Genomic DNA, 17328 nt, shown 5'->3' with positions numbered 1-17328 from the left:
GCGCCGAATACCAGTTCGACAAGGTGGGCAACCGCACCTACAGCTTCATCAACGGGGTGCACACCACCTACAGTTAAATTCTAAGGAACCTATGTCTGCCTACGAAGAATTAGAAGCGATGAGCCTTGAAGAGCTCAAAAAGACCTACGATCGATTATCTCGGACGACCGCGAAGGGTCTCGGATTCTATCGTGAGGAAATCGCCAGACGTGAGGCCAAGGCAATGGAACAGCAGATGCAGGCAATGACTCGCCAGGTACGAAATATGACGATTGCTATCCTCTTACTCACGGTGGTCAACTTTGTCGCTGTCTGTATCCCACTGGTGCAGTCGGTAATCGGTTAGCGAGGAATATCTAAAGGAGAGGAGCATGGCCAAGCGTGCGACGTGGTCGTCTCTGATCAATTTAACCATTGCAGGCACGGCGATGCCCATTACATTGCGCCTTCGGCTCCATTCCATGGGCGCGCATGCTGCAGGCGTTATGACGACGCCAACGGCAACACCCTGACAGAGACATAGCACGGCCAAGTCACCCGCTACCACTACGATGCCCGCAACAAGCTCATCGAAGTGGAGAAGCCAGGCCTGACCGCCTGTTATGCCGGGCAGTATGTGCGTGAGCCGGAGGCCGTCGAAGTAGGCGAGGTCGCTCCAGCGTTGTAAGCTACCTGATCGACATGCTACCCAATATGGGCAGAGTAATGCCCATATTGGGTATGATCCGGCTAGCCGCCACTCCCCGTTAGCTCTGTGACAGTCACCCTTACTTCCTCACAAACCCGGATAAGGCTTGCAACCAGGCTTTCATCCACGTCAATGAAACCCTCGTATTCAGCCAGATTTCGTTTGCGATGGGCCTGATCAAGAATGCGCCATTTCGCGGAGGGAAGGTCCAGTGTGTGCTGCAGACATTGAAAAACGAGGTATCGGTTGTCCGAGCGATATCCGAGATGGCGCAGTGCTGCGAGTGACAACGCATGAGCGGCGTTATAAGTCAGATCAAAGCGGCTTTCCAGGCTGAGTGATTCCAGCTGTGCGTCTTGCAGTCGGATACTGCCGGATTGGATAAGGTCAGTAACCTCGCGGGTATCAGCCGCTTCGTGATGAAGTTTGCGAATGTCGACCAGATTCTCAAGTGCTTCCTTGTTCATCAATGATTCCCTTCAATAGCAGGTACGGTCCATTCAGTACCTTTCTTATAAACGGATTGTCGTTGTTCCGACGCTTTTCAAATTCGTGCCTGGTGTAGAGCGTGGGGTTCACGGGCCGCGACAGCTCCTGCTCCACCGGCTCCAGTGCGGTAAACACATCTTCGAGGGTTAATGTGTCAGAAACCAGCATGAGGTCGATGTCACTGTCCGCCCGATCGGTATTCTTGGCAACTGAACCATAGACCAGCGCCAAGTCAATTTCACTGTCCATGGCGCCCAGGGCATTCTTGACTACTTGAGCCGGCCCAAGGGTTTTTGCAACCAGAGAGCACAATTCCGGAAAGATCGGCGCGTCCGGATTGGCTCTATAGCGTTTCTGACGCCCCTTGACTTCGACAGTGACCAACCCGCTGTCCACGAATCGACCTACTTCCCGCTGAACTGCCCCGGAGCCGGCCCTTGCCCGTTCGATCAATTCGGCTAGTGAAAAGTCCTGATCAGGCTGCATGAACAGCAGGCCAAGCACTTTTTGCCGGGTGCCTGAAAACAAAGCATCCGCAAGGCTGGAGTTTGAAGACATTGAGGGTTCACCGGTGATTATCGAGTTCTTTCTGATTAATGCCTAAATTGGGTAATTTTATACCCATTTTGGGTATATGCAAGGTGTGTGTTTGTACTGCCGATTCCGGTTGGCCAATGTATCTTCTTAGCCCGTCGCTTGGGCTGAAGTGCGAGAGCCTTCAGCGTACTGGCCAGGAATAGACCTGCTCCGGACAGGGCCGCGGTTCTGGTTATTACCGGCGACAACCTGGACTCGGAACAGGTCAGTCAGTGCCTGTGACCAATTATTGGAACACGCTTAACTGACCAGCGTGCCGCCATCCACGGCCAGACATTGCCCGGTAATATGCCGCCCGGCCTCGGAGGCCAGAAGTACGGCGGCGCCTTTCAGGTCTTCCTCGCCACCAAAGCGCTTCAGCGGAATGCGCTCCAGCATTTTTTCACCCTGGGCATCCAGCAGGCCCTGGGACATTTTCGACGGGAAGAAGCCCGGGCACAGGGCATTCACGTTGATGTTGTAATGGCCCCACTCGGACGCCAGCGCGCGGGTGAAGTTCACCATGGCGCCCTTGCTGGTGTTGTAGGCGATGGTCTTCATGCCTTCCGGATTGCCGGACAGGCCCGCGATGGAGGCGATGTTGATCACCTTGCCGGTGTTGCGGGGAATCATGCAGCGCTTGCCCACGGTCTGGGTGAGGAAGAAGGCGGCGTTGACGTTCAGGTTCATCACCTTCATCCAGCCTTCCGCCGGGTAGTTTTCCGCAGGCGCGCCCCAGGTGGCACCGGCGTTGTTGACCAGGATATCGATATCGCCGAGTTGGCTGACCACCTGATCCACCACGGCGGGAATGCCTTCCAGGTCAGACAGATCCGCCGCAATAGTCACCACCTCAACGCCCTGAGTTTCGAGATGCGCCTTGGCATCGTCCAGCTCATGCTGCTTGCGGGCGCTGATGGCGACTTTTGCTCCCAGTTCCCCCAGCGCTTCGGCCATTTGCAGGCCCAGACCGCGGGAGCCGCCTGTGATAAAGGCGACCTTGCCGGTCAGGTCCAGTAGTTGTTTTACACTCATGGTTATCTCCTAGATGGTTCAGGCGGTCCTGGCCAGCAGGCCGTCGCTTACTTGCGCCAGATGATGATCGGCATCGCCGAACAGCAGGTTGATCAGGGTCAGGCGTTTGAACAGGTGGGCGGCGAACATCTCGTCGGTCACGCCCATACCGCCATGCAGTTGCACCCCTTGCTGGCCCACGTAACGCGCGGCCTGGCCGACCAGGGTTTTGGCCATCGAGATGGCTTCCCGGCGGCTGGCTCGGTCATCGGAATCCGCTTCGCTTGCAGCCAGGATCGCCATGGTTTTGGCCTGTTCGGTCTGGATGAACATGTCCGCCATACGGTGCTGCAACACCTGGAACTTGCCGATGGGTGTGCCGAACTGTTTGCGGGTCTTGATGTATTCCAGTGTAGCGGCATTCATGGCTTCCATGGCGCCGACGGCTTCGGCACACAGCGCGGCAATGCCCAGATCCACGGCTTTTTCAATGGTCGGGAAGGCCTTATCCATGCTACCAATCAGATTGTCGGCGCTGACCGACACATTATTGAAACTGATCTCGGCGGTGCGGTGGCCATCGTGGGTGGCAAAGTCGTCAACGGTGACGCCTTTGGCGTTGCGATCCACCAGAAACAGGGACAAACCGGATTCATCGTTCACGTTACCGCTGGTGCGCGCGGAGACGATTAACTGATTCGCTTGACCGCCATGGAGTACGGCGGTTTTCTGGCCGCTGATCAGGAAATCGACGCCGTCCTTGCGGGCAGTGGTCTGCACGTAGCTGAGGTTGTAGCGGGCGCCCGGCTCGTTGTGGGCCAGGGCCAGCAGCCGCTCACCACTGGTGATGCCCGGCAGGATATCGGCTTTCTGGGCTTCGTTACCGGCATCCCGGATCAGCCCGCCGGCCAGCACTACGGTGGCCAGATAGGGTTCCACGACCAAGCCGCGGCCAAAGTTTTCCATCACCACCAGGGTGTCGATGGCGTTGCCACCCAGGCCGTCATAGTCTTCGGGGAAGGTGAACCCGAGCAGGCCCATCTCGGCGAAGTTCTCCCAGGTGGCCTTGTCGATACCCGCTCCGGAGCTGATCATCTCCCCACGCTTTTCAAAGCAGTACTCGTTGGTCACGAAGCGGCGCAGGGAATCGTTCAGCATTTGCTGTTCTTCGGTCAGATCAAAATTCATAAACGCCTCCTTATAGACCGAGCACGAGTTGGGCAATGATATTGCGCTGGATCTCGTTGGACCCGCCGAAGATCGACAGCTTGCGCATGTTGAAGTAATCGCCGGCGGCGGGTGTCGCATCGGCAGAGCCGACCCTGGGGCCGTTATAGTCCAATTCCAGTGCTTCCGGAATATAGGCAATGGCGTCCTGGCCTCCCGCTTCCATCAACATCTCGAACAGCTGCTGACCGATTTCGGTACCGCGAATCTTCAGGATCGACGCCTGGGGGCCGGGCCCACGCTTGTCGGTGAGCACCCGCAAAACCGTCAGCTCGAGAGCGCGCAGTTCAGCATCCAGCTGCGCCAGCCGGTCGCGGAATCGGGTGTTCTCAATTAGCGGACGTTGCCCGTCCTGCTCTTCCCGCGCCACTTCCTTGAGGCGTTTCATCGCTGCTTTCCACTGGCCCACATTGGCCAGACCGGTACGCTCATGGCCCAGCAGGAACTTGGCGTAGGTCCAGCCCTGGTTTTCCTCGCCGATCAGGTTCTCGGCCGGTACCTTCACGTTGTCGAAGTAGACTTCGTTAATCTCATGCTCGCCGTCCAGCATGATGATGGGCCGTACCTCGATGCCCGGGGTGTTCATATCGATCAGCAGGAATGAAATGCCCTGCTGCGTTTTGCCTTCGGTGCTGGTCCGCACCAGACAGAAGATCCAGTCCGCATGCTGGCCCAGGGTGGTCCAGGTTTTCTGGCCGTTGACGATGTAGTGTTCCCCTTCGCGTTTGGCACTGGTACGCAGTGAAGCCAGGTCGGACCCAGCACCGGGCTCGGAATAGCCCTGACACCACCAGTCCTCACCACTGACAATCCCTGGCAGGAAGCGTTGTTTCTGCTCGTCATTGCCAAAGGTCATGATCACGGGTGCAACCATACGCAGCCCGAAATCCAGCTGGCGGGGCGCACCGGCAAGGGCGCATTCTTCTTCGAAGATGATCTGCTGAATCGGATCCCATCCGGTCCCACCAAATTCTTTCGACCAGGTGGAGGCACCCCAGCCCTTATCAAACAGAATCTTCTGCCAGCGCTCGGTCATCGCCTTGTCCGGGCGAAGCCTTTTCTGCACCCGTTCGCGGATGTCATCCGGTAGGTTTTCGTCTAGAAACTGGCGAACTTCAGCGCGGAACGCCTCTTGTTCGGGGGTGTAATTCAAATCCATGTTGCACCTCTTGTCTGGTGGCTGAGGTTGACGGTTTTGACTTCTGAGTTGCCTGTTGGGTTTTAATGCCGGGCTTATAAACACGGGGGTGGCGCCGAATGGGTATCCCCTTTCAAAACACGCTCCTTCGGCACATCCGACCCAACAGGCGCTTCCCCCAAAGCCTCAGGCAACCAAAGCCTTAGGCTACTTCGAACAAGCCAGCAGCACCCATACCAGTACCGACGCACATGGTAACGACCACGTATTTAACACCACGGCGCTTGCCTTCGATGAGGGCGTGGCCGACCAGGCGTGAACCGGTGGTGCCGTAGGGGTGGCCGACGGCGATGGCGCCGCCGTTGACGTTCAGGCGATCCATGGGAATGCCGAGTTTGCGCTGGCAATAGAGCACCTGAACGGCGAAGGCTTCGTTGAGTTCCCACAGGCCGATATCGTCGACGGTCAGGCCGGCGCGCTTGAGCAGCTTGGGAACGGCGAAGACCGGGCCGATGCCCATTTCGTCGGGCTCGCAACCGGCCACGGCGAAACCACGGAAGATACCCAGCGGGGTAGCGCCGCGCTGTTCGGCGACTTTGCTGTCCATCAGAACGCAGGCAGATGCCCCATCGGAGAACTGGCTGGCGTTGCCGGCGGTGACCACGCCACCTTCCATTGCAGAGCGGATCTTGCTGACGCCTTCCAGGTTGGTGCCCGGGCGGATGCCTTCGTCCTGGCTGACGGTGACTTCCTGGCTGCTGAGCTGGCCGGTGGCCTTGTCGGCCACGCCCATGGTGGTGGTGATGGGCACGATTTCGTCGTCGAACTTGCCGTCTTCGCGGGCCTGAGCCGCCAGGGTCTGACTGCGGACGCCGTATTCGTCCATGTCTTCTTTCTTGATGTCGTAACGCTTGGCGACGGTCTCGGCAGTGTCCAGCATGGACCAGTAGAGTTCCGGCTTTTTCTTCGCCAGCCAGGGCTCCATGAAGTAGTTCTGGTTGACGTTGGCTTGCACGGTGGAGATGGATTCAACACCACCGGCGACCATCACCGGCACCCGGTCCACGGCAATGTGGTGGGCCGCCATGGCGATGGCCTGCAGGCCGGACGAGCAGAAGCGGTTGATGGTGGCGCCGGCCACGGACACCGGCAGGCCGGCACGGATGGCGCCCATGCGGGCGACGTCGTTACCGGTGGAACCTTCCGGCAGCGCGCAGCCCATCAGCACGTCTTCGATTTCGTTGGGGTCGACTTTCGAGCGCTCGACTGCGTGCTGGATGGCGTGGCCCGCCAAAGTAGCGCCGTGGGTCATGTTCAGGCCGCCGCGCCAGGATTTGGCCAGGGGCGTGCGGGCGGTGGATACGATGACAACATCATTGGACATAACAATTCTCCTCAGGTCGGGGCTGCGGTCCTTCGATAAGGGATAGGCAGCCCCGGATCAATTCGTGGACCGGTTATTTAGCGTCGAAACCCTTGCCTTCTTCAGCGCGCTTGGCCAGCAGCGCCGCCGGCTTCCAGAAGCCTGGCTGGGTGTGGCGGTCTTCGGTAAAGGCCTGCATGGCGCGCACCACGTTCGGCAGTCCGACTTCCTCGGCGTAATGCATGGGGCCGCCGCGGAATACCGGGAAGCCGTAACCGGTCAGGTACACCATGTCGATGTCGGAGGCGCGCTGGGCGATGCCTTCGTCCAGAATCTGGGCGCCTTCGTTGACCAGGGCGTAGACACAGCGCTCGACGATTTCCTGGTTGCTGATCTTGCGTGGGGTGATGCCCAGTTCAGCGCGAACCTCGTCCACCACCTTGTCCACTTCCGGATCGTGCAGGGCGTTGCGGTTGCCCGGCTCGTAGCGGTAGAAGCCGGCGCCAGTCTTCTGGCCGTATCGGCCCATTTCGCACAGGCGGTCAGCGACGACCATCTTCACCATGTCCGGGTTTTCTTGGTACTGACGTTTGCGGATGGCCCAGCCGATGTCGCCGCCGGCCAGGTCGGCCATGCGCAGCGGGCCCATGGCAAAGCCGAACTTCTCGATGGCCTTGTCGATCTGCTGAACGCTGGCGCCTTCTTCCAGCATCAGCAGAGCTTCGCGCTGGTACTGGTTGATCATGCGGTTGCCGATAAAGCCGTCGCACACGCCGGACACCACGGCGGTCTTCCTGATCGCCTTGGCCAGTTTCATGGCGGTGGCCAGTACATCCTTGGCGGTCTTGTCGCCGCGCACCACTTCCAGCAGCTTCATGATGTTGGCGGGGCTGAAGAAGTGCAGGCCGATGACGTCTTCCGGGCGCTTGGTGAAGCTGGCGATCTTGTTCAGATCGAGGGTGGAGGTGTTGGAGGCCAGGATAGCGCCCTGTTTGCAAACTTCGTCCAGCTTCTCGAACACGGACTGCTTCACGCCCATTTCTTCAAAGACGGCTTCAATGACCAGGTCGACGTCGCTCAGGTCGTCATAGGTCAGGGACGGGGTGAGCAGGGCGATCTTGGCCCTGGCGTCGTCCTCGCTCATGCGGCCTTTCTTGACCCGGCCTTCGTAGACTTTCTGGATGGCTGCCACGCCGCGGTCCAGACCTTCCTGCTTCATCTCTACCAGTGTTACCGGGATGCCGGCGTTGAGGAAGTTAATGCTGATACCGGTACCCATGGTGCCACCGCCGATCACGCCAACGGACTTGATGTCACGCACCGGAGTATCGGAGGGCACATCGGCAATCTTGCTGGTCAGCCGCTCGGAGAAAAACGCGTGGCGCAGGGCGCGGGATTCCGGGGTCTGCATCAGGTTCACAAAGGCTTCGCGTTCGACCTCCATACCCTTGTCAAAAGGCATGGTTACAGCGGCCTTTACCGCGTCCACGCACTTCAGCGGGGCCGGGTAGTTCTTCGCCATGGCACCTACGGTGTTGCGGGTGAACATGAAGAAGCCTTCCGGATTGGGGTGCTTGGCCTTCAGGTCCCGCACTTTCTTCAGTGGCAGGTTTTCATTGGCGACCTTGGTGGCGTAGGCAATGGCGGCATCCTGCAACTCACCGTCCACCAGCTCATCAAAAAGTGCGCTGCCCTTGAACTGTTTCGCGGGCACGGCGCTGCCGGACACAATCATGTTCAGGGCGTGTTCGGCGCCGATCACCCGGGGCAGACGCTGGGTGCCGCCGGCGCCCGGCAGCAGGCCCAGTTTCACTTCTGGCAGGGCAATCTGGGCATCGGGTTTGGCGATGCGGTAATGGCAACCCAGGGCGAGTTCCAGACCGCCACCCATGCAGGCCCCGCTGATGGCGGCAATGACTGGCTTGCGGCTGCTTTCCACATAGTTGATTACGGTGTTCAGGTTGGGTTCGGCGGTGGCTTTGGAGGTGCCGAACTCGCTGATGTCGGCGCCGCCGGAGAACGCGCGGTCGGAGCCGATCAGTACAACGGCCTTCACCGCATCATCGGCTTCTGCCTGGCGGATGCCGTTCACAATGCCCTGGCGCAGGGCCAGGCCCAGGCCGTTGACGGGCGGGTTGTCGAGTCGGATAACGGCAATGGCGCCGTTGAGATCGTAATGGGCGGTACTCATTGGGCAGCTCCCTGATACTGGAATCGGGTTGATCGTTGGTATGAAGACGCGCGTTGAAATCTCCATACACTGGTGTATTGTTGTTCCATACACTAATGTATGTTTTTGGTGGGGTCAACGGTTTCAAATTTGTGGCCTCCGTTAATGTAGAATGCTCCCGACATCGCCAGCAGCAGGATCTGACTACCGAATGACTGACACCCGACAGCCCCGAAGCACTAGCCGCAAGACGCCGGAAAAAGCGCAATTGACCCGCGACGACTGGCTGGATGCCGCCGCTGGCGAAGTGGCCGCGGGCGGTTTCAGTCATTTGCGGGTGCTGACGCTGTCGAAAAAACTCGGTGTCACGCGGGGCAGTTTCTATTGGCACTTCAAGGACCATGAGGATCTGGTGGTCAGCTTTCTCGACCGCTGGCGGGATCGGCGGCTCCACGAACTTCAATACTGGCGGCCCCAGGGCGGCGACGTGGAAACCGAACTGCGGCAGATTCTGGAGCTTCTGCTCACCGATGCCTCCCGTAACATTCGCCGCCTGCAGGTGGAGCTGGCAGTGCGGGATTTCGCCCGGCGGAATGATTATGCGGCGGAGCTGGTGACCGAGGTGGACGAAGCCCGGATCAATCAGAACTGTGAGCTGTACCAGCGTCTGAGCAGTGATCCCCAGCGCATACGGGATCTGGCGCTGCTGATGTATGTGGCCACCATCGGATCCCAGGTGGTGCTGACGGGCAAGAAGGGTGACGCCGAGACCATCCGCCGGGTGGAAGATCTGATGGCACGCCTGGCGCTGGGGCAGCGTGATGATGACTAGATGGCTGACCCTGCTGATGCTTGGCGCCTGCATTGGCTTTGTTCAGGTCGCCCCGGCAGCCGACAGTGCTTGCATGGACGGGGCGGAAACGGAACTGGAGCGGCTTTACTGCCAGGTTGTCCGCGAAGGAGGCGGTGCCGGCTTGCCCTCGCCAACGGATTTCAAGCGCAACGATCCACAGATTCAGGCGTTGCTGTTGCGACGCCCCGCCGGGCGTCTGGGGCTGGAGGTGCCAGAGGTCGGTGCCGCGGCAGCGCCAGAGCCACCACCTTCGCAGGCTGGTCCTGAAACCGCCGGTTCAGAGCCGGAAGAAGCGTCGCAACTCCGGGGTTCTTTGTCTGAGTGCCAACTTCAGGGCCAGCGTATTTCCTGCCCGCAACGCCGTTTCGATCTGGTGACAAACCAGCACAACAGCAAACTGACCGACGGTGTTCTGGCGCCGGACAACCGCCTCGGGCTTGGCCCGTTCGAAGGCGACCGGAATGACGAGGAGGCAGTGCGGCGTTATCTGTCAGATGCCTACGATCGCTATATCCCCAAAATGGTGGACATCGGCCTTGGCGCCAGCACCATGAGTTTCACTGCTTTCCACAACGCCTTCCACACCATGGAAGACGGTGGTGTCGATTTTGCCCGGCGTATGGAGCAAACCTTTTCCCTGCTCAAACAGGACAAGAAAAACCTCGCGGTAGATACCCGTTATCACGATGAGCTGCCGGGTGATCTTTCCCTGTGCATGGTGATCAACCGCGACATCATTGTGTGCGACAACGTGGGCACCAACTGGGTGTTTGTCAGCCCGTCCCGCTAGAGTTTCAGTCGGCTTGCAGGAAATCGTTAAGGTAGCCTGCCACCGCGGCCGGCTGTTCCTCCTGCAGGAAGTGCCCCGCCTCCACCTGCTCCACCCGCAGAGACTCAAAGCATGTCTCAATGTGATTGAGGTATTCCGGGATGATCACCTTGTCCTTGTTGCCATAGACATACATGGATGGCATCGGCCAGCGATGGCCTGCCGTGGTGGCCCAGCGTTTGGCGTCATCGCGAAAGGTCCGGTAGTAATTGGAACTGGTGCCGGAGGTGCCCGGAATCCGGAAGGTGCGCAGGTATTCGTCGAACGCGTCCCGTGGAAAGGGTTCCCCGTTCCAGGTGCGCAGGAAATGCCCCAGCCAGGTTTCCTCGGCGCCGGGTATCATCGCCTCCGGCAGCCCCGGTGTTTGCATGAAGTGCTGGTACCAGTAAGCGGCGCCACTGCCGGAACGGACTTTCTCAATGACTTCCTGATTGCCCCTCAGGTTGTTGATGATGGCAATATTCATGATCACCATCCGCCGTACCCGATCGGGGATGGCCAGGGCCACTTCCTGGGCAACAATGCCACCCCAGTCATGGCCCACAAGCTGAAAGTTTCCGATGCCCAGGCTGTCCAGCAGGCTGATCACATCCTGCGCCATTTCCTGCTTGCGATAATGCTCGACTTCCGGCGACCGTTCACTGTCGCCCAACCCCCGCAGGTCCGGAGCAATGATGCGAAAGCCCGGTTTCAGATGCGCGGCCACGTGCTCCCAGCAGTAGGAGCTTTCCGGCCAGCCGTGGATCATCACCAGCGGCTGGCCTTCGGGGTTGCCGCCTTCCCGCCAAGCGAATCGGCCGCGGGGTGTCTGTTGCTGTTTCGCGTCGGACAGTTGCATTGCGGGACTCCGTGTCTGTTATCGGTACTGGTGCAAAACCATAAACGGCCCGGCGCGATGGCGCAATCAGTTGGTGTCGACGGGCCGGCCCAGCTCCCTGAGCACGGTGTCCACTACCATCGGGCTCCACAACAGGCGGTGGTGGCCCAGACCACTGGTGCGCAACACCTCCGCCCGGGCCCAGTTGCCGGCCACTCGTTGGCTTTGTTCCGGTGAAACGGACGTGTCGTCGTCATCGATCACAATCAGACCCTGCTGGGTGAGGGACAGAGACAGCGCTTCCATATCCAGCTTGTCCCAAACCGAGGCTCCAAACTGCTCTTCCATCAGTTGCAGGTGCACGGACAGCGCCTCCGGACTCAGCCCGAATTGTCGGCCCAGGCTCTTCATTGTGGCGGCCAGGCTGACCGGGGGTGCCAGCATGGCCAGGTAGTTGGCCTGGAGCCCGTCTGCGATAGATCTCGCCACGGCGATGCAGCCGAGGGAGTGCGCCAGCACACCATGAATCTGGCCAACGCTGGCGGCCACGCGGGCGGTGACGTCCGCCATTTCGAACAGATCGGTACTTTCGCCCTGGGCGCGACCATGGGCCGGAGCGTCGAACAGGACGACCCGGTAACCGGCTTCCACCAGCGGGTCGACCCAGGCGCCAAACTGGATACCGGCACCGGCCCAGCCATGAACGCCGAGAATTACCGGGCCCTGGCCCCAGGAATACACCGGAATGGTGCGTGACCCATGCTGGAGCTGGGTATAGCTGTCGGTGTTGTCCAGCAGGTACTCGTAACGGGTGGGCATCGGCAGTCGGGAAGGCCGGAATGCCATGCGGTTAAACAGCTGCCCGGCTTTCTGGGGTGAAACCCGTGCGTACAGTTGCAGGGCGAGGCGTGTGGCGGAAAGGCCGACATTGGCCGGCGCCCTGGCAGGAGTGGAATGGCGAAAAATTTCTGACTGTGTATTCAGTTGTGAGGTCATGGAGAAAATCCTTCTTCGTGCTCTGGTGGATGACAGCTTCAGGTTAGGGCTTGCGGGTTATCAGCAGGAGTGTCATATTTGACATATAAAGTGCGGAAAGGGCCATTTTCAGAATGAACATTGCGATCGTTGCCTTGCCCAACTGCCATGCCTCCGGTGTACACGGGGTGATGGACTTCTTTACCGTGGCCAACTATTGCGGTCGTGTGCCCGCCGGACACAGTGAACCCCTGTTCGATTGTCAGGTGGTGACGGTGGATAACGAGCCGGTGCGTGCTTACAGCGGTGCCATGGTGACGCCAACGGTTCGTCGCGAGGACTTCCGGCCGGATCTCATCGTGGTGGGTTCCTCTGTGGAGGCTGCCGTCAGCGCTGACCGGGTGGAGCGCACCCTGGCGCCAGCCATACCCATACACGGCTGGTTGCAACAGGCTTTTGCGCGGGGCGTTGTACTGGCGAGCGTGTGTACCGGCAGCTTTGTGCTGGCGGAGGCGGGCTTGCTGGACGATCAGGTTGCCACCACCCACTGGCGCGCCGGGCCGTTGTTTCGCAGCCGCTATCCCCGTATACGGCTGGAGGAAGAGCACCTGCTGGTGGATAACGGCCAGATTGTCTGCGCCGGCGGGGCGACGGCGTTCATGGATCTGTGCGTCTACCTTGTAGAACGCTTTGCATCACCGTCAGTGGCGCTGGCCTGCAGCAAGATGCTGGTGCTGGACGGTCGTCGGGTGGAACAGACGCCCTACATGGCGTTCTACAGCCGCAAGGCTCATCAGGATGATGCCATCCGTAAGGCGCAAACCTGGCTGGAGCAGCATTACTCCGAGCCGGTCACCATCGATGAAGTCGCCGCAGTTGCCGGTTTGGGCACGCGAACCTTCAAGCGCCGGTTCAAGGAGGCGACCGGGGAGACGCCCATTGGCTATCTCCAGCACCTGCGTATTGAAGCCGCCAAACATAAACTGGAGTCGAGCCGTGAGCAGACCGCCCGGATTATCTGGGGTGTGGGTTATGAGGACGCCAGTTCTTTCCGGCGATTGTTCAAGCGAACCGTGGGCTGCACCATGGAGCAGTATCGTAAGCGCTTCAGCTATGTCACACCCATGGCAGTGTAACCGGCCTGCGCCTTATACGTTCACTTCCGTACGGCAGAAAACCCTTTGGCAAGCTATGCTTACCGGCTTTCATTAACCGTTGGAATGCCCGGAATGCTTGAGACGTTTTTCTCCACCTACATCAGCAGTACCATTCGTTTTCTGTTCCTGCTGGCGCCGTTCTTTGTGGTCACCATGTTCCTGGCGCTGACGCGGGGCCTGCCGATGGCTGAAAAGAGTTCCATCATCCGTCGTTCCACGATGTCGGCGCTGATTCTGGGACTGATCCTGTTCTTTGCCGGGCCGCTGTTGTTCAACGCCATTGGCATCACCCTCAACTCGTTTCGCATTGGCGCGGGTAGTCTGCTGTTCCTGACTGCGATCAGCCTGGTTACCAGTGGTACCCGTAACCACGCCACCGGTCTGCCGGAAGAGGACCGCGATGATATCGCAGTGGTGCCGCTGGCGATTCCGGTGATGATAGGACCGGCCACCATTGGTGCGATCATGGTGTATGGCGCGGAACTGAAGGCGGTGCCGGAGGTTGCCGGCGGGCTGTTGGGGTTGGTGTCTGGGCTGTTGATCCTGGCGGTTCTGTTGCGCTTGTCCGGTTATCTTGAAAAGGCTCTGGGCAAAACCGGCCTGAACATCCTGTCCAAGATCAGCGGCCTGATCCTGTCCGCCATGGCGGCTGAAATTGTACTCACGGGTATTGCCGGGTTTATGGTGTCTATTGGCTGATGGCCGTTGGGACTGATTTTCAATCCAGGGCAGGGTGTTACGAGTAAACGAATGAGCGCAAACACGATTGAACACAATCGCACACGTCAGAATTTTGATGGTGTGTCATCGGTCTGGCTGTTCGGTTATGGCTCGCTTATCTACAAGGTTGATTTTCCTTTTCTGGAGAAGCGGCCGGCGACCATTCGCGGTTGGCAGAGGCGATTCTGGCAAGGCTCCCATGACCACCGGGGTACCCCGGAAGCCCCGGGACGGGTGGTGACCCTGATAGAGAACCGGGAAGCCCGTTGCAAGGGCATAGCCTACCGGGTGTCGCCCAGTGTGTTTGAACATCTGGATGTGCGGGAAAAGAATGGTTACCTGCGGCTGACCATCCAGCTCACTTTTGAAGATGGAAGTCACGCCGAGGGACTGGTCTACATTGCCACGGAAGACAATGAGGCCTTTCTGGGCCACGCATCCGAGGAAGACATCGCCCGACAGATTACGTCTGCCAGCGGACCAAGCGGGCCCAATTCCGAGTATTTGTTGCGGCTGGCGGAGTCGCTGAGAATGCTGGGTGAGGAGTGCCCACATACCTTCGCCATTGAATCGCACATGCAATCTGCCCATAACGTGGACACAAAGGGCGGTTAAAACGTCAATCCGGAGCGGTTTTTCGTAAAGGTTATGCAAAGCTGCCTCTCACCCACTGACATCCAGCTCCCAATCGATATCCTGAACTCAGGGCGCGCTTCCGGCTTCGAAGGAAGCGCGATCCAGGAACAGACAAGATCGGGAGAAAAACCATGAAACGATGGCTGATAAGTACCTGTATCGTTGGCTTGTTGATGGCCGCCTCACCGGTTATGGCTGAGCATGGGCGTGGCCTCCCGCCGGGCATCCAGAAGCAGATGGAGCGGGGTACGGCAATGCCGCCGGGCCTGCAGAAGAAGTTCCTGTCTGCCAGGTACAGGGATGATCGCTATTCCCGCGAACACCACCGGGACAAGCATTGGAAAAAGCACAGAAAACATCACCATAAAGACCATTATTACAAGGACCGTTACAAGTACCGTGACCGCCGGGATTATCACGGGGGCTATCACGACAGGTATCGTTCCGGGTATCGGGATACCTATCAGGGATACGATGACCATATTCCGACCGAGCATCGGGTGGTGCGCATCATCCGTGATGCTCAGGTGCTGATCGATTCCTCTCGCCGCTGAGTGGGGGGATTGAAGCCCCTGGCCGGCGCCTTGCGCCGGTGCTTCAGGCCGATCAGTATCAGCGGCACCACAATCATGGAGCTGCCGGCCAGGAACCACAGGTCTGGCACTTCACCAAACCAGATCCAGCCAATGCCCACGGCCCAGATCAGTCCGGTGTATTCGGCGCTGGTGACCTGGTTGGCGTCCACCTGCCGGTAAGCCAGCAGTACGGTGATGTTGTATCCCAGTATGAACAGAGATGAACCCAGAGCACTGGCAAGAATCGAGCTATCCCAGCTGGCGCCTTCCCACAGCGCAAGGCCCGCTGCGGCTGGCACAATCAGCAGGTAATTCAGGAACAGCTTGTGGACGGTGGACTGTTGTTTCGGCAGCTGGCGTACCATGACGGCGTTGATGGCCAGTGCGAATGCCGAACCCAGCGCCGCTATGGCCGCCCAGTTGAATTCAACGGGCCGCAGAATCACCACAATGCCGGTAAACCCGCTGAAGACAGCGAATACGCTCAGCGGCGTCAGCTTCTCCCGGAACAGGAAGACGGACAGTACCATCACCAGGATCGGCGCTGCATAGAAAATGGCATTGGCGGTGGCCAGCGGCAGGTTGCCCAGTGCTACGACCATGCACAGGATGCCGAACAGGTGGATATGGGCCCGCATGGTGTGAACCCCGACGCCGGCGAACAGGGCTTTACGGTTCAGCTGGCCGGCTAGTGGCAGCAACAGCAGCAGAGTGATTACGCAGCGGAGGAAGGCAAACTGGAAAATCGGTGCGCCCGGTTCCAGAAGCTTGATAAACACATCGGAAATCAGTGCCATGGCGTTGCCGATCACCAGAAGAAGGATCGCGCTGTTTACGGTTTTTCCTGACATAATTTCACCCCCTACAAACTGCACTCCCGCTGGGGAGTCATCGCCCTGTGCAGCGCCCTTTCCAAAACACGCTGTAAATACGTCCTTGTACGCTTGGGCTCCGCCATCCATGGCTCCGCACAGTTTTGGAAAGGGCGCTGCACAGGGCTCCCTGAGCTTGTGGTGTCGAGTCTACTGGCGTAGTAATATCCGATAAAATGATCTTTATCCATCGGGTATTAGAAAATTAGATAATGAAGCTGCCACCCCTGAAGTCCCTGCCGGTATTCGAAGCCGTTGCCCGCCTGAACAGTTTTTCGCTGGCAGCTGACGAGTTAGCGGTCAGTCAGAGTGCGATCAGTCACCAGATCAAACAGCTGGAAACCTACCTTGGTGAAAAGCTGTTCTGGCGCAGTGGCCGCGCGCTGACGCTGACTGACGAAGGCCGTCAGTATCTGGATGGCATCAGTTCGGCCTTGTTGCAGATTGAGCGGGTAAGTGAACAGTTACTGGGCCACGAGGAATCGCGGTTGAGGCTGTCGGTGTTCAGTTCGTTTGCCGTGCGCTGGCTGGTGCCGCGGTTGCCGGATCTGCAGCGGGAACATCCACAACTGGATCTGTCGCTGGAGATGAGCAGCGAGAACCCGGTGTTGTCCGACCGGGTGGCGGATTGTTTCATTACCATCAAGCCGAGCTCAGCGGCTTTCAGTTATGAGCTGTTGTACACCGAGCGATTGTTTCCGGTTTGTAGCCAGGATTACTGGCAACGTATCCGCCGGGAATTGGGGCGGGATTCGGAGATTGAGGGGCGTGATGAGCCGGCTTTGTCACCGGAGGAGGTGTCCCGATTTCCGCTCCTTTCGACCCACAGCATTTTTGACAAAGCTGCCGGTGACTGGGAAGCGTGGTACCGGGCGGCGTCTCAGAGGATTCCGGGCACGGCTCGTCTCCAGCATTTCAGTCATATGTTGTTGGCCCTGGAGGCGGCACGTTTCCATCAGGGCATCGCATTGACCAACGATTACATGCTGAGTACACGCAAGGATTCGGGAGATTTTGTCCGGTTGCCTTGCCACCCGGTGATGACTGGCGACAAGTTCTACTTCGCCTGGAAAACCAGCCGCCGCCGCGAAAAGGGGATTCAGTTGTTACGGCGTTGGCTGGTGGGTGAGGCCATTCAAGGTGGTTTAAGAAGCGAGGATGAAGACAACTGATCGTACAACGCGCCACCCTGGGGAAGTGTGAAATTCCCCCAGGGTGCCGACGGATCC

18 protein-coding genes are annotated in these 17328 nt (G+C 58.9%); 8 read left to right on the top strand and 10 right to left on the bottom strand.

Features of this window, described 5'->3' with window-relative positions:
* The first annotated feature begins 118 nt into the window (after positions 1-118).
* A complete protein-coding gene (locus MARLIPOL_RS10220) occupies positions 119-346 on the top strand; it encodes a hypothetical protein (protein ID WP_186008486.1) in 228 nt (75 codons plus the stop codon).
* A gap of 383 nt (positions 347-729) precedes the next feature.
* Here the strand turns inward: MARLIPOL_RS10220 and MARLIPOL_RS10215 are convergent, their stop codons facing one another.
* The 7 genes from MARLIPOL_RS10215 to MARLIPOL_RS10185 all read right to left on the bottom strand — a co-directional run bounded on the left by MARLIPOL_RS10215 (position 730) and on the right by MARLIPOL_RS10185 (position 8686).
* Positions 730-1155 (bottom strand): hypothetical protein, encoded by a 426-nt coding sequence (locus MARLIPOL_RS10215; protein WP_012138004.1) that lies wholly within the window; start codon positions 1153-1155, stop codon positions 730-732.
* A complete protein-coding gene (locus tag MARLIPOL_RS10210) occupies positions 1136-1735 on the bottom strand; it encodes a nucleotidyltransferase domain-containing protein (RefSeq protein ID WP_012138003.1) in 600 nt (199 codons plus the stop codon). Before MARLIPOL_RS10210 ends, MARLIPOL_RS10215 begins: the two co-directional genes overlap by 20 nt.
* A gap of 279 nt (positions 1736-2014) precedes the next feature.
* Positions 2015-2788: an SDR family oxidoreductase gene (locus MARLIPOL_RS10205; RefSeq protein WP_012138002.1), complete on the bottom strand. Its 774-nt coding sequence runs from the start codon at positions 2786-2788 to the stop codon at positions 2015-2017.
* 18 nt (positions 2789-2806) lie between these two features.
* On the bottom strand, positions 2807-3955 hold the full coding sequence (locus tag MARLIPOL_RS10200) for an acyl-CoA dehydrogenase family protein (RefSeq protein WP_012138001.1): 1149 nt from the start codon (positions 3953-3955) through the stop codon (positions 2807-2809).
* A 10-nt stretch (positions 3956-3965) separates the two neighbouring features.
* Positions 3966-5153 carry an acyl-CoA dehydrogenase family protein gene (locus MARLIPOL_RS10195; protein ID WP_012138000.1) on the bottom strand — a complete coding sequence of 396 codons (1188 nt, stop codon included), beginning with the start codon at positions 5151-5153 and terminating at the stop codon, positions 3966-3968.
* 181 nt (positions 5154-5334) lie between these two features.
* Positions 5335-6516, bottom strand: coding sequence for an acetyl-CoA C-acyltransferase (locus MARLIPOL_RS10190; protein WP_012137999.1), 1182 nt, complete (start codon positions 6514-6516; stop codon positions 5335-5337).
* 73 nt (positions 6517-6589) lie between these two features.
* Positions 6590-8686: a 3-hydroxyacyl-CoA dehydrogenase NAD-binding domain-containing protein gene (locus MARLIPOL_RS10185; protein WP_012137998.1), complete on the bottom strand. Its 2097-nt coding sequence runs from the start codon at positions 8684-8686 to the stop codon at positions 6590-6592.
* 190 nt (positions 8687-8876) lie between these two features.
* Between MARLIPOL_RS10185 and MARLIPOL_RS10180 the strand changes: the two genes are divergently transcribed.
* Together MARLIPOL_RS10180 and MARLIPOL_RS10175 are read left to right on the top strand one after the other, a co-directional pair.
* Positions 8877-9497: a TetR/AcrR family transcriptional regulator gene (locus tag MARLIPOL_RS10180; RefSeq protein WP_012137997.1), complete on the top strand. Its 621-nt coding sequence runs from the start codon at positions 8877-8879 to the stop codon at positions 9495-9497.
* On the top strand, positions 9487-10308 hold the full coding sequence (locus tag MARLIPOL_RS10175; RefSeq protein WP_012137996.1) for a hypothetical protein: 822 nt from the start codon (positions 9487-9489) through the stop codon (positions 10306-10308). Before MARLIPOL_RS10180 ends, MARLIPOL_RS10175 begins: the two co-directional genes overlap by 11 nt.
* A gap of 4 nt (positions 10309-10312) precedes the next feature.
* Here MARLIPOL_RS10175 and MARLIPOL_RS10170 read toward each other — a convergent pair whose 3' ends face one another.
* Both MARLIPOL_RS10170 and MARLIPOL_RS10165 read right to left on the bottom strand, forming a co-directional pair.
* On the bottom strand, positions 10313-11185 hold the full coding sequence (locus tag MARLIPOL_RS10170; protein ID WP_012137995.1) for an alpha/beta fold hydrolase: 873 nt from the start codon (positions 11183-11185) through the stop codon (positions 10313-10315).
* A gap of 66 nt (positions 11186-11251) precedes the next feature.
* Entirely contained in the window at positions 11252-12160 is a 909-nt protein-coding gene (locus tag MARLIPOL_RS10165; RefSeq protein ID WP_012137994.1) for an alpha/beta hydrolase, read from the bottom strand.
* A gap of 113 nt (positions 12161-12273) precedes the next feature.
* Between MARLIPOL_RS10165 and MARLIPOL_RS10160 the strand changes: the two genes are divergently transcribed.
* The 4 genes from MARLIPOL_RS10160 (at position 12274) to MARLIPOL_RS10145 (ending at position 15206) form a co-directional block, all read left to right on the top strand.
* Positions 12274-13275, top strand: coding sequence for a GlxA family transcriptional regulator (locus MARLIPOL_RS10160; protein ID WP_012137993.1), 1002 nt, complete (start codon positions 12274-12276; stop codon positions 13273-13275).
* A gap of 93 nt (positions 13276-13368) precedes the next feature.
* Positions 13369-13995, top strand: a complete 627-nt coding sequence (locus tag MARLIPOL_RS10155) for a MarC family protein (protein ID WP_012137992.1) — start codon at positions 13369-13371, stop codon at positions 13993-13995.
* Between the two features lie 51 nt (positions 13996-14046).
* Entirely contained in the window at positions 14047-14631 is a 585-nt protein-coding gene (locus tag MARLIPOL_RS10150; RefSeq protein WP_012137991.1) for a gamma-glutamylcyclotransferase, read from the top strand.
* Between the two features lie 152 nt (positions 14632-14783).
* On the top strand, positions 14784-15206 hold the full coding sequence (locus tag MARLIPOL_RS10145; RefSeq protein WP_012137990.1) for a hypothetical protein: 423 nt from the start codon (positions 14784-14786) through the stop codon (positions 15204-15206).
* Here MARLIPOL_RS10145 and MARLIPOL_RS10140 read toward each other — a convergent pair.
* Positions 15176-16078 carry a DMT family transporter gene (locus MARLIPOL_RS10140; RefSeq protein ID WP_036191378.1) on the bottom strand — a complete coding sequence of 301 codons (903 nt, stop codon included), beginning with the start codon at positions 16076-16078 and terminating at the stop codon, positions 15176-15178. The genes MARLIPOL_RS10145 and MARLIPOL_RS10140 overlap by 31 nt on opposite strands.
* A 233-nt stretch (positions 16079-16311) precedes the next feature.
* Between MARLIPOL_RS10140 and MARLIPOL_RS10135 the strand changes: the two genes are divergently transcribed.
* Positions 16312-17271, top strand: coding sequence for a LysR substrate-binding domain-containing protein (locus MARLIPOL_RS10135; protein WP_012137988.1), 960 nt, complete (start codon positions 16312-16314; stop codon positions 17269-17271).
* Positions 17272-17328: the final 57 nt, after the last annotated feature.

The organism is Marinobacter lipolyticus SM19, from assembly GCF_000397065.2.
In the GTDB taxonomy this organism is placed as follows: domain Bacteria; phylum Pseudomonadota; class Gammaproteobacteria; order Pseudomonadales; family Oleiphilaceae; genus Marinobacter; species Marinobacter lipolyticus.
Note: the sequence above shows the minus strand (reverse complement) of the source record. Positions and strands in the feature narration are given on the sequence as shown.